General features: G+C 39.5%; 20 protein-coding genes, 1 tRNA gene and 2 pseudogenes. 10 read left to right on the top strand and 13 right to left on the bottom strand.

Annotation, left to right across the window (positions count from 1 at the left end; genetic code table 11):
• Window positions 1-37: 37 nt before the first annotated feature.
• The 5 genes and pseudogenes from RM368_RS30895 to RM368_RS30875 form a co-directional block, all read left to right on the top strand.
• Entirely contained in the window at window positions 38-340 is a 303-nt protein-coding gene (locus RM368_RS30895; RefSeq protein WP_322697587.1) for an RNA-binding protein, read from the top strand.
• A gap of 196 nt (window positions 341-536) precedes the next feature.
• Window positions 537-1,544: an aldo/keto reductase gene (locus RM368_RS30890; RefSeq protein ID WP_322697586.1), complete on the top strand. Its 1,008-nt coding sequence runs from the start codon at window positions 537-539 to the stop codon at window positions 1,542-1,544.
• 333 nt (window positions 1,545-1,877) lie between these two features.
• Entirely contained in the window at window positions 1,878-2,222 is a 345-nt protein-coding gene (locus RM368_RS30885) for a tetratricopeptide repeat protein (RefSeq protein WP_322697585.1), read from the top strand.
• A gap of 153 nt (window positions 2,223-2,375) precedes the next feature.
• The gene (locus tag RM368_RS30880; protein WP_322697584.1) at window positions 2,376-2,633 is read left to right on the top strand and encodes a type II toxin-antitoxin system ParD family antitoxin; all 258 of its coding nucleotides are present in this window, start codon (window positions 2,376-2,378) and stop codon (window positions 2,631-2,633) included.
• Window positions 2,634-2,719: 86 nt separating this feature from the next.
• Window positions 2,720-2,947: pseudogene (locus RM368_RS30875) on the top strand (type II toxin-antitoxin system RelE/ParE family toxin); the annotation flags it as partial.
• Between the two features lie 85 nt (window positions 2,948-3,032).
• On the opposite strand, the pseudogene RM368_RS38895 reads toward RM368_RS30875, so the two are convergent.
• Both RM368_RS38895 and RM368_RS30860 read right to left on the bottom strand, forming a co-directional pair.
• A pseudogene (locus RM368_RS38895) lies at window positions 3,033-3,961 on the bottom strand (Uma2 family endonuclease).
• 274 nt (window positions 3,962-4,235) lie between these two features.
• Window positions 4,236-5,465, bottom strand: a complete 1,230-nt coding sequence (locus tag RM368_RS30860) for a hypothetical protein (RefSeq protein ID WP_322697581.1) — start codon at window positions 5,463-5,465, stop codon at window positions 4,236-4,238.
• 365 nt (window positions 5,466-5,830) lie between these two features.
• Between RM368_RS30860 and RM368_RS30855 the strand changes: the two genes are divergently transcribed.
• The 3 genes from RM368_RS30855 to RM368_RS30845 all read left to right on the top strand — a co-directional run bounded on the left by RM368_RS30855 (window position 5,831) and on the right by RM368_RS30845 (window position 8,200).
• Window positions 5,831-6,421, top strand: a complete 591-nt coding sequence (locus tag RM368_RS30855; RefSeq protein ID WP_322697580.1) for a chromophore lyase CpcT/CpeT — start codon at window positions 5,831-5,833, stop codon at window positions 6,419-6,421.
• A gap of 236 nt (window positions 6,422-6,657) precedes the next feature.
• A tRNA-Cys gene (locus tag RM368_RS30850) sits at window positions 6,658-6,728 on the top strand.
• A 419-nt stretch (window positions 6,729-7,147) separates the two neighbouring features.
• Window positions 7,148-8,200 carry a tyrosine-type recombinase/integrase gene (locus RM368_RS30845; protein ID WP_322697579.1) on the top strand — a complete coding sequence of 351 codons (1,053 nt, stop codon included), beginning with the start codon at window positions 7,148-7,150 and terminating at the stop codon, window positions 8,198-8,200.
• Between the two features lie 461 nt (window positions 8,201-8,661).
• Here RM368_RS30845 and RM368_RS30840 read toward each other — a convergent pair whose 3' ends face one another.
• From RM368_RS30840 to RM368_RS30805, 8 genes are all read right to left on the bottom strand, one after another.
• Entirely contained in the window at window positions 8,662-9,564 is a 903-nt protein-coding gene (locus RM368_RS30840; RefSeq protein WP_322697578.1) for a M48 family metallopeptidase, read from the bottom strand.
• A gap of 344 nt (window positions 9,565-9,908) precedes the next feature.
• The gene (locus tag RM368_RS30835; protein ID WP_322697577.1) at window positions 9,909-10,232 is read right to left on the bottom strand and encodes a hypothetical protein; all 324 of its coding nucleotides are present in this window, start codon (window positions 10,230-10,232) and stop codon (window positions 9,909-9,911) included.
• Between the two features lie 134 nt (window positions 10,233-10,366).
• On the bottom strand, window positions 10,367-10,672 hold the full coding sequence (locus RM368_RS30830; protein WP_322697576.1) for a type II toxin-antitoxin system HicB family antitoxin: 306 nt from the start codon (window positions 10,670-10,672) through the stop codon (window positions 10,367-10,369).
• Window positions 10,673-10,684: 12 nt separating this feature from the next.
• Window positions 10,685-11,815: a CHAT domain-containing protein gene (locus tag RM368_RS30825; protein ID WP_322697575.1), complete on the bottom strand. Its 1,131-nt coding sequence runs from the start codon at window positions 11,813-11,815 to the stop codon at window positions 10,685-10,687.
• Window positions 11,816-11,932: 117 nt separating this feature from the next.
• On the bottom strand, window positions 11,933-12,607 hold the full coding sequence (locus tag RM368_RS30820; RefSeq protein WP_322697574.1) for a type I restriction-modification system subunit M N-terminal domain-containing protein: 675 nt from the start codon (window positions 12,605-12,607) through the stop codon (window positions 11,933-11,935).
• A 23-nt stretch (window positions 12,608-12,630) separates the two neighbouring features.
• A complete protein-coding gene (locus tag RM368_RS30815; protein ID WP_322697573.1) occupies window positions 12,631-12,759 on the bottom strand; it encodes a hypothetical protein in 129 nt (42 codons plus the stop codon).
• A gap of 388 nt (window positions 12,760-13,147) precedes the next feature.
• Window positions 13,148-13,636: a TIGR00725 family protein gene (locus RM368_RS30810; protein ID WP_322686062.1), complete on the bottom strand. Its 489-nt coding sequence runs from the start codon at window positions 13,634-13,636 to the stop codon at window positions 13,148-13,150.
• A gap of 222 nt (window positions 13,637-13,858) precedes the next feature.
• Window positions 13,859-14,134 carry a UBP-type zinc finger domain-containing protein gene (locus RM368_RS30805; protein ID WP_322697572.1) on the bottom strand — a complete coding sequence of 92 codons (276 nt, stop codon included), beginning with the start codon at window positions 14,132-14,134 and terminating at the stop codon, window positions 13,859-13,861.
• 252 nt (window positions 14,135-14,386) lie between these two features.
• On the opposite strand from RM368_RS30805, the gene RM368_RS30800 reads away from it, so the two are divergent.
• Both RM368_RS30800 and RM368_RS30795 read left to right on the top strand, forming a co-directional pair.
• A complete protein-coding gene (locus RM368_RS30800) occupies window positions 14,387-16,147 on the top strand; it encodes a Rieske (2Fe-2S) protein (protein WP_322697571.1) in 1,761 nt (586 codons plus the stop codon).
• Window positions 16,144-16,884: a gamma-glutamyl-gamma-aminobutyrate hydrolase family protein gene (locus RM368_RS30795; protein ID WP_322697570.1), complete on the top strand. Its 741-nt coding sequence runs from the start codon at window positions 16,144-16,146 to the stop codon at window positions 16,882-16,884. Before RM368_RS30800 ends, RM368_RS30795 begins: the two co-directional genes overlap by 4 nt.
• A gap of 236 nt (window positions 16,885-17,120) precedes the next feature.
• Here RM368_RS30795 and RM368_RS30790 read toward each other — a convergent pair whose 3' ends face one another.
• The 3 genes from RM368_RS30790 to RM368_RS30780 all read right to left on the bottom strand — a co-directional run bounded on the left by RM368_RS30790 (window position 17,121) and on the right by RM368_RS30780 (window position 18,236).
• Window positions 17,121-17,585 carry a cupin domain-containing protein gene (locus RM368_RS30790; RefSeq protein ID WP_322692030.1) on the bottom strand — a complete coding sequence of 155 codons (465 nt, stop codon included), beginning with the start codon at window positions 17,583-17,585 and terminating at the stop codon, window positions 17,121-17,123.
• Between the two features lie 183 nt (window positions 17,586-17,768).
• Window positions 17,769-18,035 (bottom strand): hypothetical protein, encoded by a 267-nt coding sequence (locus RM368_RS30785; protein WP_322697569.1) that lies wholly within the window; start codon window positions 18,033-18,035, stop codon window positions 17,769-17,771.
• Between the two features lie 24 nt (window positions 18,036-18,059).
• The gene (locus RM368_RS30780; RefSeq protein ID WP_322697568.1) at window positions 18,060-18,236 is read right to left on the bottom strand and encodes a hypothetical protein; all 177 of its coding nucleotides are present in this window, start codon (window positions 18,234-18,236) and stop codon (window positions 18,060-18,062) included.
• Between the last annotated feature and the right edge of the window lie 357 nt (window positions 18,237-18,593).

The following is an 18,593-nucleotide window of genomic DNA, read 5'->3' as shown; positions in this document are numbered from 1 at the left end:
TCTAAATCTCTACACCCTCTGATTCTGGAGACATTTTATGTCAATTTACGTCGGCAATCTATCTTATGAGGTTAAAGAAGATGACCTCCGGCAAGTTTTTGCAGAATATGGAACTGTAAAAAACGTTCAATTGCCTGTTGACCGAGAAACAGGTCGGATGAGAGGTTTCGGGTTTGTGGAATTGGAATCAGACGCACAAGAACAAGCGGCGATTGATGCTCTTGATAGCGCTGAATGGATGGGTCGAAGCTTAAAAGTTAATAAAGCCAAACCCAAAACAGAGGGCGGTTCCTCTGGTGGTAGACGAGGAAACTATGGTGGTGGTGGTGGCCGCTATTAAGGTCTAAAACTAAAAATTTACCTATTAGGTCTTAAAGGGCAGACAAGGAGTCTGCCTTTTTTGTGCTTCGGTTAAATGAAGAAAAACAGGAGAAAAATTATTTTCTACAACCTCCTCCTGCCTCCTGCCTTTCTCCGATGAATGATTTTTGGTATATATGCCTGATAATTAATAAGACAATCTACAAATAGCAAAGATGCAGACTCTCCAAAAACTCTCACTCCCAAGCATGGGCTGCGGTACTTGGGCTTGGGGCAACCAACTGCTTTGGGGATATGACGAAAGTATGGATGAGCAGTTGCAAGCCGTGTTTAACCTTTGTGTGAGCAACGGTGTAACTTTATTTGATACAGGTGATTCTTACGGAACGGGGAGATTGAATGGTCGCAGTGAGTCGCTTCTGGGACGATTCAACCGAGAATATGTAGGTTCAGGTAAAGAAAATATTTGTATTGCGACTAAGCTTGCTGCTTATCCGTGGAGATGGACGCGTCAATCAATGATAAAGGCTTGCCAGTCATCTGCTCAACGCTTGGGAAAAAATGTTGATTTGGTACAGATGCATTGGTCAACAGCAAACTATGCTCCTTGGCAAGAGGAAGGACTTTTAGATGGTCTTGCCGATTTGTATGAGCAAAGACTGGTTAAAGGCGTGGGATTATCCAATTATGGGCCGAAACAGCTGATGCGAGTGCAGAAAAAATTCGCCCAACGAGGCGTTCCAATTACAACTTTGCAAGTTCAATACTCTCTGTTGTCTACATATCCTGTCACTCAACTCAACCTCAAAGACCTTTGTGATGAATTGGACATTAAATTGATTGCTTACAGCCCTCTAGCTTTGGGACTACTGACAGGAAAATACTCTGAGCAAGGCCCTTTGCCTAAAGGCATTCGAGGTCTGTTATTTAAGCAAATATTATCAGGAATGGCAAGAGGCAAAGCGGCTTCTGCTGGTAAATCGCTTTTGGAATGTTTGCGAGAAGTGGCACAATTTAGAAACAAAACTATGTCACAAGTAGCAATTAATTGGTGCATCTGTAAAGGAACTATTCCTATCCCTGGAGCAAAGAACGTGGAACAAGCAAAGGAGAATCTTGGGGCGTTGGGTTGGCAATTAAACGCTGGTGAGATTGCAGAATTGGATAAGGCGGCGGCAAATGCAGACAAAAAAATGGTACAAAATATCTTTCAAACTAAGTGAAACTTCAATGTCGCTAAATTTGAAAAGTATTAAATGTAACGATAGTGCCAGCAATATCAACGAAAATAATGATGTTTGTAACGAAAATCGTAGTTGTGGTAACTAAACTCGTTATTTTACTAACAAATTGATAATATTGTAACGAAAATAATCATGTTTGTAACAAAAATTGTAGTGATAGTAACTAAACTCGTTATTTTTAGTAATTGAAAACGTGATATTAGTGGCGATGTTTAGTAACGGCAACTGATTTCAATTTAAAAAACCTAGATATCACAGGCAATGAATTGAGAAAATAACCCTCTTTAATAAAATACACATACTTAAGACAGGATGATGATACTTGAAACTGCGGCGATCGCTGTTGGCACTATAATAGCCACTAAAGCCTTAGAAAAAACAACCGAAAAAGTCACAGAAAATCCCAATATGGCATTAAGCTTGAACAATGCCGAACCTCTCTACATTGAAGCTTTGACAATGTACCAAAGGGTGTTAGGCGTTAATCATCCCACTACAGCGGCAATTCGAGAAAATCTAGCAATCCTGCAACGCCAGCTTACTCCCCGTGTTGTCGGGAAAGGTCGGTTAGGTCAGTTTATGCAAATGTTAAAGGCGATATTAATTTTACCGTTTTATCTGCTATGGCGATTGGTTAAAAAATTAATTCGTAATTAAAAGAGCGAGTCCAGGCGATATTTGCAATCTAGTAGTTTTGAGCGATCGCTTTTCTCCGATCAACCAAGGTGCGATCGTTAAACGTTTCCTCCAAGACAACGCTTAACAACCTTGATAAAATGGAAAAAATAGTTTAACCTCACTACCAAGGTTATGAGTAGCATTAATATTTCCTTACCTGAGTCGATGAAAGCCTTTGTTGAAGAACAAGTCGCTCAAGGTGGCTACAGTTCAGTTAGCGAATATCTACAAGAATTAATTACTCAAGACCAAAAACGCAAGATGCAAGAACATATAGAAGAACTTTTAATTGCAGGACTTGAAAGTGGAGAGACAATAGAAGTTAACGATGAATGGTGGCAGCAAAAACGCACACACTTGATAAATCAGCTGCATCAAGAGAAACAATGACGAAGCGGATAGTAATTACACTTAAAGCCAATTTAGATATTGATGAATATTTTATTTACATTGCCCAATAAAACCCGGACACAGCTCTTTTGTTCTTTGACTCTGTAAGAGAAACTTTTGCACAGTTAGCAAGAATGCCTGGAATGGGTAGCCGTTATCCTGTGGATAATCTTCGTTTACAAGGTTTACGTAAATGGGCTGTTAAAAGATTTAAAAAGTATCTAATTTTTTACTTTGAGCAAGATGAAAGCATTGAAGTTGTACGGATTCTCTATGCAGGGCAAGATATAGAAAGTATTTTAGAACAGGATTAATATTGATAAGCGTAGGCGTAGCCCGTCGTAGACATCGCTTGTATGATGGCGTTAGTGGAGCGATCGCTTAAACAAATCCCACAAATCATTTATCATTTTGAGTGTCTATCTCAGATACATTCAAACCTGTTAATCTCGCTACCTGTTCTATTGGCATCCCAGACTCAAGTAAGTTGCGTGCAGTTTGCAATAACTGCGATTCTGCTTTGTCTGCCCTTTGGCGTTCTTGTTCTGCCCTTTGGCGTTCCTTTCCTTCAGGAGTTGGTAGTAATTCTCCTGCCAAATTTGCCCAGCGTAACCAAGTAGCATCAATACCTTTATAACTTCCCTGCCACAACTGCAATCCTAACCCTAAAGATTGGCTCACTAACTGATTTTGAGGGTTTGCTGCAATAGGTTGATAAGCTCCTTTTGCAATAGAGAAACCAGCCAAATCATCAGGGTTAAAAGGGTCATACCAGAAATATTCTGGTACACGCATTTGATTTTGATAAATCAGTTTTTTCTCATTTTTGTCTGCTTGGGCTGTGCTGTCAGAAAGCAATTCAATGACTACATCTGGTGCTTTCTCCTCTTCCCAAACCACCCAACTGCGACGTTCTCCTTTTGGAACTCCCAACACAGCAAAAAAGTCTGGCCCTTTAAAGTCTTTGTTTCGCACTTGGGCCAGACTGTAGTAAACAAACATATAGGAATCATATTTGATTTTTGAACAAAATTAGGTATTGTACGTGTGTTAGAACGCAGTTCGTAACGCACCAAAACCTTGATGATGGTGCCGTACTCTCGCAGCTACACACCCTACGTATCTTTTCAGAAATCAAATACTAGTCCTATATTACCGCCGATAAACCCATCCTCTCGTGCTTCCAACCAAGGTATCAGAGCATCTATCAGCAAATCCATCTGGGCTTTGTGTCGTGCGCTTTCCATCGGAATACCGTCATCGTCTGGTAATTCTGCTTGGGTGGGTGGGAGTTGAATATCTGGTGCAGCTAGGGTGGTTTCTGACATAGCTTTTCACCTTGTGGTTAGGCGTAGCGGGTATTTTTATGTTAAGCGATCGCAGAAATTTCAGTTAAAGAAGAATTCAGAAGTCAGAATTCAGGAGTCAGAATGAATGAGTCGGAAATTTACACCCACCACTCAATTGTTGCACCACCCAATTCAAAATCTCTACGAGACGCTCAAGTAGCTTATTTCTTTGCAGAAGTACGCGGACTCGCTATTTGCCAGTCCTATAGAAGACTCAACTGAATTCTGACTCCTGACTTCTGAATTCTGTTTGTTAAAAATTTGCTTTCGATAGTTTTGCAATTTGTCCAGTAAAGTATGCCTCTTCATGTTTGAGTTGTTGCGCCAGTTTTAACCCTTGTTGAAAAGCTGTTAATGCTTGAGGAAATTCTTTGCGTTCTAGATACAATTGCCCAATTTGGTCATAAGCTTGCATCATTCCGTAAAAGTTGGCAGCTTGCGCCTGTATCTGCACCAGAATTTCGCTAGCCTGCAAAGCCTCTTCTGTTTGTCCTTGGGAACGATACAACGCAATTAACTTTTGCAAAGCATCAGCAGCCCGAACGTATTCTTTTAATTGCCAAGCAGTTGTATAAGCTTCTTGATAATTATTAAAAGCTTCTAGCAGTAAGTTAGGATCTTTCTTAGCTAGAGATTCGTAATCTGAAGCGATCGCTAGCTTTAATTCTAGTATTTGTGTAAGATTATTTTCATTGGCATAAATTTCTACTAGTTTGTTAAGTACATTCAATGACTGCTGCGGTTGGTTTGTCTGCTCGTAAATATAAGCCAATTGTTGCAGATATGTTACTTCATTTACGCGATCGCCAAGGGATGTAGCGAAACTCAACAATTCCTCATAGATTGGTGCAGCTTTGCGATAATCAAACCAACTCAAATGCAGTTCTCCAATTGTTTTGAGGATTTCTAATACTGCTCTCTGGTCTTGTTGTTGTCGCACTACTAGCAAAACTTGGTTGTAAGCTTCTATAGCTAGTTTAGACAATCGCACATTTTTGTAAGCTTCACCTAGCGATCGCCACAATTCTAGATCGATTGGGGCAGCTTTTTTCTGAGATTGGGCTTGTTTTTGAATTGCTTGCAATCGTTCCGTTATATATTGTACTTCTTGTCCGTCGTTTAGCTTCCAAGCGATCGCGCCAACTCTTGATAATGCTTGCACTTCTGCTAATGAACCTAAAAAGCGCCGCAGACGTAATTCTCGGTTCCAAATTTCAAACGCCGCAACCTGTTCGCCTGCTTGCAGTTTCGCCGCCGCTTCTTGATTTAATGCATCTAACGCTGGTTCTAACTTTTGCCGTTCTTGGGGAGTTAACGGCTGTTTATCCTTGGGCGATCGCGGTGACAGTGGATCGGGTGGGGTAATCTCTAGAGGGTTGGGAGGAAATTCATCAGGTGGTTTCGGCGGTTTACTCGCTGCCAGTGTTAAGGAATTGCTAAAGAGTATAGTGGCAGTAGCGATCGCAATTAAGTGCCTGAGCATGAGTACTTTACTTTGCCTTGAGTGATTTGCATGAGATAATTAGCAATTATCCCCATGCCTATTATTGACTAACTATTCTCCTGCTTTTCTCCAGCTTTACAAGAAAAGCTTACCTAAGAGCTATGTGGCTTCAGCACACAGAGAAAAGATAATGTGCGGATTTTGCCAAAATAAATGCTTAACGAGTTCTAGTTGTGAGGAACAAGATGTAAAGTTTCACTTGTACTCAAGCAGCTAATTTTCTCCAATCAGAGCATCTATCCTAGATATAATTTAAAAATTGCGATCGCAGCCAGGATTTTTGAGTCAGGGGAGTGTCAAAATAATCCTAGATCGTATTTAAGTAACTAGTCAATCGTTTTGTAATGACTCATTCTACTGATATCGCCACCTTAGCTCGCTGGATGGCAGCTGACTTTAGCAATCAAGAACAAGCTTTTGAAAATCCGCCTTTTTACGCTCATATCCGCGTCTGCATCCGTCCCCTCCCTTTAGAATTGTTCTCAGGGGTAAGTTTGTTTCTCGAACAAGCTTATGATTTTATGCTCAATCAACCCTACCGAATGCGGGTAATGAAGTTAATTCCGGCAGAAAACCACATTGCGATTGAACACTACACCGTTAAAGAAGAAGAGAAATTTTACGGTGCATCTCGCGAACCGGAACGCCTCAAAGAGTTGTCTCTTGACCAATTGGAAAAAATGCCAGGTTGCAACATGATTGTAGAGTGGACAGGTAAAAGCTTCAAAGGCAGAGTTGAACCTGGCAAAGGCTGCATAGTGTTTCGCGACGGCAAAAATACTTATTTAGATAACGAATTTGAGATTGACGCTAAAGAATTTTTCAGCCTCGATAGGGGAAGAGATTTAGACACCGATGAACGTCTTTGGGGTTCTATCGCTGGCCCATTTCACTTTCTGCGCTGGGGTAGTTTTGCCGAAGAAGTAAAGGTGTAACAAGTTAGGAGTGAGGAGTTACAAATCTCTTTAATCAGCTAAGATTTGTTTGTGCTGCGATCGACTTGCAATCGAAATTTTCTCGCGATCGCCTAAACCCTACCAAAAACATCTAGTTAACCTACTATCTTTACCTCAAAATCCTATGCTATCATGGTTTAACTAGTGTCCTATGACTGCTAAATAGCTGCTAAGATACCTTAGCAACATAAAAGTAGTTCAGGGAATCTTGCTGTGGCGGCATAGCCAAGTGGTAAGGCAGAGGTCTGCAAAACCTTCACCCCCGGTTCAAATCCGGGTGCCGCCTTTAAAGAAATATAAGCATTACAGGGCTTTGAAGCCCTTTTTTAATGGTTGTTGTAGGGCTTGTTTCTAGAGACTTCCAATAGTTTTGGGGTAATTTTAGGTAGTTTGGGTAAAGAACTGGGGTAAAACTGGGGTAAAAATGTAAGGTAGAGGTTTTTACCCCAAGAAGTAATTCTGGGGTAAAACTGGGGTAAAGTGGAAGGGTAAAGGTGTTTACCCCAGTTAATTACCCTTATGGAATCTCAAAAATCTCAAAGTATTGCCCGTCGGGGTTCAGTGCAGATTAAGAACTCTAACGGCAGTCTTCAATGAGTTTTCTCTCATCCTATTATTACGCCCACTGGAGAGCTAAAAACCAAGCGTTTCTATCTTTCGACAAGGCACGATGATACACCTTTTGGAAGACATCAAGCATCGGCTTTGGCGACAAAAATCCAGAGAGATATTGACTATGGAGAGTTTGATGCCAGTTTAGTTAAGTACAAACCAGCAGCGTCATTAAGTACCGTTACCCCAATTAGCCCAATTACACCTTCAGCTAACCCCCAATCAGACTTGGGAGAATTATGGGAAAAATATGCTGAGTTTAAAAAACCACAGGTTAGTCCTTCTACTTATGCAGTTGACTACCGCAAGTATCGCAATCATATTGCTAAGTTACCAACTAAAACTTTAGATGATGCGATCGCAATTCGAGACTATTTACTTGCAAATCTCAGTGCTAATGCCGCCAAACGTACTTTGACAAATATAAATGCTTGCTGTGATTGGGCACTTAAAAGTCAGCTAATTGAATCTAATCCCTTTCAGAGTATGGCAAAAGATATTCAGATACCGAAGTCAGAATCAGCAGAATATGAAATTAATCCCTTTACTAAGGAAGAACGGGATAGCATAATTCAAGCATTTGAGGAGAGCAAACTCTACAGCTATTATGCTCCTTTAGTAAAATTATTATTTTTTACTGGGTGCAGACCATCAGAAGCGATCGCTCTACAATGGAAGCATATCAGTGATAAATACATTACCTTTGAGCAAGCAATTACCATCAGTACTAAAGGGTTAGCTCTCAAAGATGGATTAAAAACCCAAAGCCAAAGACGTTTTCCGATTAATCATCAACACCGTGAAATTTTAGACTCTATCAAACCTGAGAATTGTAAACCAGATGATTTTATCTTTAGAAGCAAGAAAGGCGGCATAGTAGACTTTGGAGATTTTCTCAATCATGCTTGGAAAGGTTACAAAAATCATCGTGGTACACATATAGATGGAATCGTAACTAAACTTGTAAAACAACGTGTAGTAAGCGAATATCGCAAACCTTATCAATGCAGGCATACTTTTATTACTCTTTGCCTAGAAGCTGATATTGATGCAAAGGATGTAGGAAGGTGGGTTGGTAACTCTCCAGAAATTATTTACAAGCATTACGCAGGTAATAAACGTAACTTACAGGTGCCAGAACTATAAATTTGTTGAATTAAAATATAGGCGATCGCTTCAGCATTGTTAGCAGCAGATACAAGATGTTTAGCTTTGCTTGTTGGAGTATCCTTCAGAAAAGGATACTGATTAATTCCCACTACCAGCGCGTCTCAATTCATTAGCTTGAAGCATACTTTATTCAGTATATCTTTTTGATTAGAGTATAATAATACTTTATTTATAAGTATATTTAACCATAACGTAACTTTAATTAAAAGTAGCCTAAGTTAGCTTTTTTTGATTTCTGGCGGTATCTGCTTCAGGATTGATAGTCATTGCTTCCTTTTTTGGCCAAAGAGATCGCCTTTGCGAATGATGATTTAATACAGTTGAGTTAAGGAGAATCATCGGTTGGGTTGTAGCAAGATCCTGAAGAGTATGAAGCTAAACCCAACAAATCTGGTAATCAGTATAATCTACCATTCTCCCTATTCGTGCAACAACGCCTATTGTAAAACAAATCTGGAGTTGATTCGCAAAGATACTCCATCTTCCGATAAATCTAATTTTAGTGCTTGAGGATTATTTTTTAATCGCTCATTGCCATCTATCCATAAAGCGAACCAAAAATATTTATTCATTACCTGCTTTAAAGCGTTGATTCTTTGTTGTGTCGGTGGATGGCTGCTAATTTCTGTGTAGTCTGAAGGTAAACGCGAAAACAGGTTCAAGACTCGCAAACCTCCATTTATATCATAACCAGCTTTAATCATATACGTGTAACCAATTTCATCGGCTTGAAATTCATGCTGGCGACTTAATGCTTGCATAGTTCTCTCAAACTCTTGTTTTTTCTGGATAGTAATTTGTTGTTTGATGACATCTTTTGTAGCGGGTGATATAGGAGTTTTCGATTTTCTCCGTTCTTGTACAATCCAATTGTTATATTCTACTTCTGCTTCTTGGAGTAATTTTTCTTGTAAACTAGCTTCTGCTTCTTCTTGCTGTGCGGAATGGCGTTGTGTATGGTGGGCTAATTCATGACTGATAATAAAAGCTAAAGCTGCATCATCACCGTGTATTTGGTCTAACAAGCCTTTATAAATTACGATTTTGTTTAACTCATCTGCGTAGGCATTGATATTATATTCATCAGTGATTTGTAAGCGCCAGGGATGATCGTCAAGTCCATTAGCACGAATCACTCTTTCCGCTACACTGTAAACCCATTGTAAGTTAGTCTTTTTAGGTTGTACTCGTGGAAGATAAGTTGAAGGATTTGTAGTAGTTGAAAATGATGGTAATGGAATTGTTGCTTGCGCGAAACCTGGTGTATTGAGGTTTAGTAAAACGCTACTGCTAAAACCTAATGTGGTGAAAACGATGCTGCGAATGTATGAGGATGCCATAATCATAAACGTCTATTTGCTTTGTTTGAATGCCTTTGATTATGTTTACGAGCAAAAAATGGTGTATTTACGCATTTTAAATTTTTATATTGAGATATTTTTTACTAAAAAAGCGGGCAAGATGCCCGCGCTACAAGTTTGAATGAAAAATATTCAACACAACAATTATCTAAATAATTACTTTTGCTACTACAAAATTTTAAAAGCATTAAAAAATCTACTAGCGTCACCAACAGCAGGGTTCTCAACAAAGAGTACATATATGCGTTGATCAGCTAAAAATACTCTAAGTTTGGTAATTTTTTCCCCTTCTTGATATGTGTATTCTTTGCCGGGATAACGACCTAATGAGATATTGCAAGTTTCCAGTATTTTTTGAGATTTATCTTGAAACTCGACCAATCTTCTATATTCAGTCCAGGAACTTTCTCAAAATCTCGTAAATTTCTGGTTAAGAGGATTCCTTTATTCGCAAGAACTATTGAAGCGATACGTAAATCTTGAGTTCCAATACGAATACGTTGTGTTCTGAAGTTTTGATAAATGCCTTGAGATTTTTCATCATACTGAAGGACATTAAATTCAGATAGTAGTATGACTGTTTCAACTAATCGCTGATAAGCATTTGATTGCAAAACTCCCTCTTTTGCATCAGCAACTTGAGCCAAACGACCTCTTAATTATTCTTCAACATTAATCGCAGTTGTTGTTAGTTGTATTTTTGCTGCTAATAGTTTTGGGATTAAAATGGGGTGATTTCGTCCATAAAGACTCAAGTGGTCTGTATCTAAGATATAAATCATCACTCATCTATCATTGCATTTGATTCTCTGCGGATAGCAGCTAGTTTCTCCATGAAATCATCAAATGTTGGGTCGTTAGCAAATATTCCTGCATATTTCATCTGAGTTATTTGTGGGTGAGGTAGTTCTTTAGAACTAACTTCAATAGTCACAAACTTACCTGTTGCTAATTGCGTTTCTAAAGCCGTTTTAACCTTTGCAATAGCTTCTTCTTCTGTATTCGCTTCAACCATTACATTGGGCATACCAATCACTGATGCCACAAAGTTATTTTCTTGACTTTGAACAAAAATTTGGTACTGCATAATTGTTACTCTTTAGCGACGTGCGATTATTTCTTCAGTGAAGTCAGAAAATGTTTCATCTGACATATCATTCCAACAACCAGCAAACTGCATAATTTGTTCGGGTGTACCTTGAGATGCTTCTACACCGACTCGAAAAGAACAAGGAAATTCCTCTTCAAGTTTTTCTAACTCCAACCGCGCATTTTTGACAGAAATATATAGAGACTTCCCACTAGTAAACTGTTGGAGGAAATAATTTAAAAACTCCTGCGCTACTTTATCCGGTACTGGTTCCCGCATGACAATCACTTGCGGAATATACAATTGTTCTAATTCGTAAGCAATTCCTAAACCATCGCAAGAATTAAAAAACGCTATTTGCAATCGTCTTTTTATCGCTACTTGCAAAGCATCTCTCAATTCTGCCATCGTCAAACTATCCCTGTCATTTAAATAAATCCTTCCCTGCATTCCTTGAGTTTGGGAATGTCCAGAGAAAAACAACATATCCCACCCCAGATTATCTTGCAGGTAATGATTTAATTCCTCACGGGATGGGTTATCGATTAAAATAATTTCGGCATCATTGCCACAGAAACTTTGCAAATATTGTTTATCTTTGTGTATGTTAATTCCGGTGCGATCGCCTAAAATAATTAAAATTCTAATCTTTTCTCTGTAAGGTCTTTCCCCACGTTCAGCATTAGGCGAACTTAAAGCCACTTCTACCAATGGTAACTCAGTTAAAACATCCCACAAATGCCAGGGAAGCTGACGTAATTCATGGCAAGAAGTTGTAATAATTATTCTAATTTCATCTTGGGGATTTAGATCTTTGAGAGTATTAGCAATAAAAGTAAAAGATGGTGCATTCAGCCATTGATTAAAACCAGCAACTAAATTTATAGATTCTCTTGTACATTCTTGCTTTAAACACTCCAGATTACCCCTACTACTCCCCCCATATTTAATCCTAAATTGACTATCTAGACTGCAATATATTTCATGCAAGTTATTTAATATTTGAGAAATACTAATATTTTCTGGTAACTTGGTTGTGGTGGTTAGATAAGCGCGTTGTCCTTCATTTGCTATTTCTAAATTGACTTGAAACCCTGATTCAAAATTGCCATCAAATTTGAGAATAACCAGCTTTTTCATAGGTGACGCAATCTAATTTATTGAATTACTAAAAATATATATAGGGTGTGTTAAGACAAATGTCCGTAACGCACCAAAAAGACATATTTAGGCGCGTTAATAACGCACCCTACAAAATCATACAACAAAATCCTGAGTCACTTTCGACTCATCTAAAATTATCTCAACACAAAATTCCTCATTTAACTCTGCACTTAATTTAATATCCACCCAATCATCATGCTGTCGAGAAATAACGGAATCTACTTCTTGACCATTTTCATCACTAACAACTAATAATTCTCCTCCCTTCTGTCCCTCACTCATCGCAAATTTACCCAGGAAGTATTCATAAATCTTCCCGAAAGCATCACCTGATAAATCTGTTCCTAATTCGACTTTGTTAAAATTCTTCAGCAAGTCAAATAACAGATCGTTTTCCAGGCGATTGTAAGTTTTGGGCAGAATATCTTTTAATTCTTCATTCTCAGCTTCAATGGCACGCATGGCATCATTGATTGCCTTGCCAATATCTGCCCCTCCTGGTAAGTTCAACAGTGTGGAGAATCTGGCAGCATCAGGCAGATACATGACACCCTTTGCTTGGTAGTCTGCTTTGGTAATTCCACGTCTTCTACTACCTATATTTTTCAGTTCCTCCTCAGCATGGGTAAATTTCCAATCAGCGTAACGCAAGAAAATTAACCCCAGTACCGGGATGGAATACTCACTGGACTTTAGCCTAGAGTTAGCGCGTAACTCATCTGCTGCTTCCCATAGGCGTTTTTCTAAATCAGTAGTGTTAGCAGGCATAGACAGACATCAGATTACCAAATCTATCGATTATAGGCTAATTTGTGTTTGTGACAACTCGGTGAACTACGAATTTGAGCAAAAAAGGATAGAGAAATACTATATGAGTTGCGATCGCTTATTCCCGGTACGATCGCTCTATATGTTGTCACCTGTGAATTATTAAAGTTGTCGCTATGATTGCAGCCACTCGCAGACACCTACAGTGTATACACAAGTCGAATTACTCCCCTTAATCCCCCCTTGTGAAACAGCCCTGCCTTGTGAAGGGGGGAAACAAGAGAATCTCGTTTCCTCCCCAATACATACGGGGAGGGTTAGGGTGGGGTAATTCGAGGAATGGTAGTGATTCGATAACTTGTGTGTACACCGTAGCTTTATACGGGGAGGGTTAGGGTGGGGTAAAAGGCTAGTTACTCAGCTATTTCAGACTTGTGTATACACAGTAGGCCTACTGCCTTAAAACCAGTCAATTTGTACTTCATGCACTTGAAATATGCTGTAGTTAATGTACGTGAGAAGAATTTACTGATTTACCAATTAGTATAAAATTGTTTTGGCAGTAGCGATCGCCCGCTCTACACTCTCCACAATATAAACATTTTCTGGCGACAATTTTTTAAAGAAAAGTTTACTTTCTTCATCATTAGTCAACAAAATTACTTGCTTATTTGCTTTCAAAGCTAGAGCAATTTCTGAAGCAGTTCCTGCACCTATACCGCAAGCAATCACCAAATCGCTGCTAAGAACATTAATATTGTTTCTAGAATTACCCATGTCTGTGAAAATAGCAATATCTACCCAAGAGGACATACCATCCTGATTTTTACCTGGAAGAATACCAATAGTTAAACCATCAGCAGATTTTGCACCTTTACTTACTGCATCCATTACCCCTACATTTCTACCACCAGTGAGTAAAATCCATCCTTGTTTGGCAATAAGTTGACCTAATATATAAGCATTTTGTAAATCATTGGCTGTCGCATTTTCTCCCCTACCCATAACCCCAATAATAATTCTTCGCATAAAATTTCGGATGATACTGGTTTTCAACGACAGTTGAAAGCGGTTTCCCTGAAAGGGCGATTGCCTTAGACGTTGGCAAGATAGCAATTCCCTCTCTTGATAGTGTTAAAGTTGATCATCTGTAACATCTGCGATTCAACACTCACCGAAGGAGCTACTTTTTCCCGAAACTGCAAGCGTCTCCAGTTCCTCTGCACTCTTTTAATCCTGTATTCGCCTCACTCAATAGTTTTTTGCCTGCTCATCCAAAAAACACCATAACCACTGTTCTCCTAACTCAGCCGAGCTAATTACTGAATGTCCAGTTTCTTCATAATGCCGTCGGGCATGTTGATGAAAAGAAGAATCACAGCACAGCATCTTGCCGCAACTTTGACAAATACGGAGATGCACCCAGCGACCGTTTATTTTAATACACTCTTCACAACGGAATACTGGGTAATTTGCCTTAGAAATCAGAGTCTCCGCAGTCAGATTATCTAAATGTTCGCAGCTCATAGGAGTTTGAATGAGAGGTTAATCAGAGTATATATTAGTGCAGCGAAACACAACTAATTTTGTCAGTTAAGTAATAAACTTGACAACCTCCGACATCACTAGCCAAAATTCGGTCATGCCCTTTGTAGTTGCAGTAGTACTCATTCGCTTCGAGTATATTAACAAAAATTAGTATTGTACAAATGGTCGAAAAAAGAAAAAATTTGTCAGAGTAGAAGCAAGGCTTTTGATATTTACTTGTGTGTAAATTAAATGACTCAAATATTTAAAGAAACGACCAAGAAAGACAATTATACCCGTGTTGCTCAACTTACAGATGTTCAGGCAGCAGGCAGTTTGGTAATCCGCAAAGAAAAGCATACTATTGTCTTGTTTTACTCAGACAATAAAGTTTATGCAATTGATAACCGTTGTCCCCACATGGGTTTTCCCCTACAAGGTAGCACTTGCAAAGATGGTATTGTTACCTGCCCTTGGCATTATGCCCGCTTTGATATAGCTAGTGGTGGAACCTTCGACTCTTGGGCAGATGATGTGCCGGCGTTTCCTGTAGAAATCCGTGATGGTGAAGTTTGGGTAAATTTAGCACCGCCAGTTAATCCTCATACCTACCACCGCCAACGCCTTGAAGAAGGTTTAGAGCAGAGTATTTCCTTAGTGATTGCCAAATCAACGATCGCACTGTTAGATATAGGAGTAAATCCGGCTGAACCATTTCAAATCGGGCTACAATTTGGCACTCGTTACAACAAAACAGGTTGGAGTGCAGGTTTAACTATCCATACCTGCACGCTCAATCTCTTACCTTATCTGGATGAGGAAGACAAACCTCGTGCTTTATTTCACGGACTTTCGGCAGTCGCTAATGATAGTGCAGGCGCGCCGCCTCTGTTTGTCGTTCAGCCGTTGCCTAACTCTACAGTTGATTTTCCGACTCTTAAAAGCTGGTTTTGCCAGTTTATTGAAGTACGGGATGCTGAAGCCGCACAAAGATGTCTGGTATCTGCGATTCGCTCAGGGGCTAATTTAGAGCAAGTTGCGGATATGCTGTTTTCATCGGCTACAGATCATCGTTATCTCGACATTGGGCATACCCTTGATTTTATTAACAAAGCACTGGAAGCACTTGATGTTGTTGGTTGGCAAGCAGCAGAATCTGTTCTACCTAGCTTAGTTTCGGGTTTAGCTAATGCATCTCGGATGGAAGAATCTAATTCCTGGCGCTACCCTGTAGATTTGGTAGCAATATTAGAGTCGGCTTTTGAGCAATTACCCAATGTTTTAAATGCGGGAAAATCTCAACGAGGAACTTGGGCAAACTCAGAGCAATTAATACCAATCTTATTAGGTGAAGACCCCCAAGCGATTGCCGACTCTTTACTGAATGCCCTAGAAGCTGGTTGTACAGAAGAACAATTAGCAAGTGTAGTTACTTATACTGCGGCACTGCGTGTAGCTCGTTTTAATACTAACAATGACTTTGGAGATTGGAATTCCGCACATCATCCATTCACTTTTGCTAATGCCGTGCATCAAGGCTTACGACGAGTGCCAACAGTAGAACTACTCAGAGGCGTGTTTGATGCGGCGATGAGTGTTTATTTGAATCGTTTTTTGAATGTACCACCAGCACGACTTCCAGAACCCAAAAACTCCGTTCCAAATCCTGAAGAATTGCTCCAGCAGCTACCCGATTTATTAAATCGTCAACAGCAAGTTAACCAAACAGGTCAATTAGTGGCTAATTATTTATATAGTGGTGGCAAGCCTGAAAGACTGATGGCCATGCTAGGGAAAATGATGCTCAGAGAAAACCGTGATTTTCATGTTATTCAAGAAATAGAAGCCGCTTTTCGTCAGTATTCCCTATTAGGTGACACTCCTGCTGGAGTTCATGTATTAGTTGCTGCTGCTCGGTATTTAGCAGCCCATTCTCCCACAATGCGATCGCAAGCACAAACCTATGAAATCGCTTATCGTTTACATAAAGGCGATCGTTTATTTGAGGAATGATGAGTAGAAAATATCGAAAACCATTGATTGGGATTACAACTTATGGTCGCCTTGCAGCATTACCATTTTCTCTGCCAAGCGAATATATAGATGCAGTCCGTAAAGCAGGTGGCATTCCCATATTATTACCACCAGGAGAAATTGAACTTGGAATACTTCTAGATTCTTTGGATGGTTTAATCATCTCTGGTGGTGGAGATATTCACCCTGCTTGCTACAATGGTTTTGCTCATCCGACTATTTATTCTGTCGATCGCGAACGTGATGCTTTTGAATTGCAGCTTGGCAAGTTAGCTCTTGAACGTCATCTGCCGATATTAGGTATTTGTCGGGGTTTACAAATTCTCATCGTTGCCAGTGGAGGCACTCTAATTCCTCACATTCCAGATGTTTACGGTACATCTGCATTACATCGTCTAGAGCCTGAACCTGGACGACGTTTACATACAGAACATCTCGTCACGATAGATGGAGAGAGCCTTTTAGCTGAATGCTTACAAAATTCTCGCATATCTGTAGTTTCTTGGCATCATCAAGCAGTAGATAAAGTACCGCCTGGTTGGCGGGTTGTTGCTCATGCTTGGGATGATGGAGTCATTGAAGCTGTGGAGCACGAACATCATCCTTGGGCAATCGGCGTACAATGGCATCCTGAGCTTTCAATTCTCGATCCCAGTAATCAAAAACTTTTTCTAGCTCTCGTTCAGGCTACACATATAAGACAGGAATGCCACTAATATCATGTCCGGTTAAAGACTTATCATTAGGAGGGCAGGGGAGCAGAGGAGCTTCAGGTGCAGGGGAAAAGCACTTTTGGGCTTTCTGTATAGATTCGGCAAGCAAAACTAATTAGCCGGACTTGATATAAGATATTCAAAACCAATACCTTTTCCCTTTCCCCTTTCCCCTTTAACCGAACCGTATTCAGTGTCGTTCTTCTTAGGTTGATACTTTCAAGTAACACCGCCAATAATTAAATCTCTACTGGCTCCTGATCGAATTTTCGCATCAATTCTACAAGAGCATCTCGGTCTGGAGTCTGTCCTTCCTTGAGCAGTTCGGCTAACCCTTCAAAATACTTTTCGCGTTCTCCTGCTGGACAAAACATGATTAATAATTTTGCAGGCTGAGTTCCTCGGTTAGCGAATGTATGCGGCGTATTACGTGGAACTAATACAAATGCCCCTGGTTGCCCCTGCACTATCTGATTACCAACTTGAATTTCTACTTCTCCTTCTAATACATAAAACATTTCTTCCATTTGTCGATGAATATGCAGTACCGGGGCAGTTCCACCTGGTTGTATTAAGTTTTCAAACAATCCTAAGTGACCATGAGTATCAGCACCAACTACTTTAAATGTTATTTCGCTATTACCAGTAGTTAGATGATTACCTTCTCCTGGCATTAATACAATTTCTTTAACTGGTAAACTCATCAATACTCCTACTTATAAAAAAGTTATTTTTAAATCTCTAATTTAGAGGCTTAAGCGTTTCTTCAATCAATCACCACTAAATTATATTTGTATTCTGTTAGACATTATAAACTCAAACATCCCTCAATAGATAAGTTTTTTACAATACAATCGTAGATTTTGATTTTGAGTTTGTCTAAAAGCTTATTCGCTACCAAAAATGGGAACTTCAGAGAACCGCCAAGCTTCTCCTCCAGTCCATACTCCGCCAATTAGCCGTGCGATGGTATTGAGTTGATAGCGTTCTAGTGCTGTTTTACTTGCCAAAACTAGAATTGCTCCTCCATCATAAGAAAAATATGGCAGTGCTTTTAACCCAATAAGGGCTTTTGATAAACTAAAAGCACCACCATACATTTTGCTGAGGATCTTGTGATATCTGAAATTATTTAATGCGATCAAAAAAACCAAAATTTCCTACTTTAATAAATCGGATTAAAATCGAATAAGTCCGTAATAAGCACTTGCAGCAACTAGAACAATTGTTAATACTCCCAAAGTTATGCTAAGTAAAAATTGGATAGAGGTTTTTTGATTTAGAACTTCTTTACTTTCACCTTCAAGTGTTGTTTGTTCGGTGTTGTTAGAATTGGTTATGTTGTCAGTTTTCATGTTTTTATCCTGTTTGATTATTTATTACAATTTTGCCTTTAATCCGAAAAATTACATCTAACTTTAGGATTAACAAAAAAGGTAGAAATAACTAGATGGAATTGAACCTTACTTTCATCAACCTGATTCCAAATCGGCATCTCAGAGGATGTTTGAAAAGTTATGATTGATGTATCAAATATTTTTACCCACCCTAACCCTCCCCTTGGAAAGGGGAGGGAATCGGAAAATCTGGTTTCCCTGCAATACATTGGGGGATTAAGGGGGGTAATTCGACTTGTGTATATACGGTAGCCTTTATAAGCAGGGTAAGAGCATCTCAACTAGGCTTGACATAAGGGCTGAGAGGAATCTAAT

It is taken from the genome of Nostoc sp. DedSLP03 (assembly GCF_034530815.1).
GTDB lineage: Bacteria > Cyanobacteriota > Cyanobacteriia > Cyanobacteriales > Nostocaceae > Nostoc.
Note: the sequence above shows the minus strand (reverse complement) of the source record. Positions and strands in the feature narration are given on the sequence as shown.

Excerpts from the sequence above, each read along its gene's own strand:
- RM368_RS30840 (WP_322697578.1), bottom strand. The coding sequence starts at position 9,564 with ATGGCATCCTCATACATTCGCAGCATCGTTTTCACCACATTAGGTTTT.
- RM368_RS30780 (WP_322697568.1), bottom strand. The coding sequence starts at position 18,236 with ATGAAAACTGACAACATAACCAATTCTAACAACACCGAACAAACAACA.
- RM368_RS30885 (WP_322697585.1), top strand. The coding sequence starts at position 1,878 with ATGATGATACTTGAAACTGCGGCGATCGCTGTTGGCACTATAATAGCC.
- RM368_RS30860 (WP_322697581.1), bottom strand. The coding sequence starts at position 5,465 with ATGCTCAGGCACTTAATTGCGATCGCTACTGCCACTATACTCTTTAGC.
- RM368_RS30795 (WP_322697570.1), top strand. The coding sequence starts at position 16,144 with ATGATGAGTAGAAAATATCGAAAACCATTGATTGGGATTACAACTTAT.
- RM368_RS30800 (WP_322697571.1), top strand. The coding sequence starts at position 14,387 with ATGACTCAAATATTTAAAGAAACGACCAAGAAAGACAATTATACCCGT.
- RM368_RS30810 (WP_322686062.1), bottom strand. The coding sequence starts at position 13,636 with ATGCGAAGAATTATTATTGGGGTTATGGGTAGGGGAGAAAATGCGACA.
- RM368_RS30825 (WP_322697575.1), bottom strand. The coding sequence starts at position 11,815 with ATGAAAAAGCTGGTTATTCTCAAATTTGATGGCAATTTTGAATCAGGG.
- RM368_RS30855 (WP_322697580.1), top strand. The coding sequence starts at position 5,831 with ATGACTCATTCTACTGATATCGCCACCTTAGCTCGCTGGATGGCAGCT.
- RM368_RS30820 (WP_322697574.1), bottom strand. The coding sequence starts at position 12,607 with ATGCCTGCTAACACTACTGATTTAGAAAAACGCCTATGGGAAGCAGCA.
- RM368_RS30830 (WP_322697576.1), bottom strand. The coding sequence starts at position 10,672 with ATGCAGTACCAAATTTTTGTTCAAAGTCAAGAAAATAACTTTGTGGCA.
- RM368_RS30895 (WP_322697587.1), top strand. The coding sequence starts at position 38 with ATGTCAATTTACGTCGGCAATCTATCTTATGAGGTTAAAGAAGATGAC.
- RM368_RS30790 (WP_322692030.1), bottom strand. The coding sequence starts at position 17,585 with ATGAGTTTACCAGTTAAAGAAATTGTATTAATGCCAGGAGAAGGTAAT.
- RM368_RS30890 (WP_322697586.1), top strand. The coding sequence starts at position 537 with ATGCAGACTCTCCAAAAACTCTCACTCCCAAGCATGGGCTGCGGTACT.
- RM368_RS30805 (WP_322697572.1), bottom strand. The coding sequence starts at position 14,134 with ATGAGCTGCGAACATTTAGATAATCTGACTGCGGAGACTCTGATTTCT.
- RM368_RS30880 (WP_322697584.1), top strand. The coding sequence starts at position 2,376 with ATGAGTAGCATTAATATTTCCTTACCTGAGTCGATGAAAGCCTTTGTT.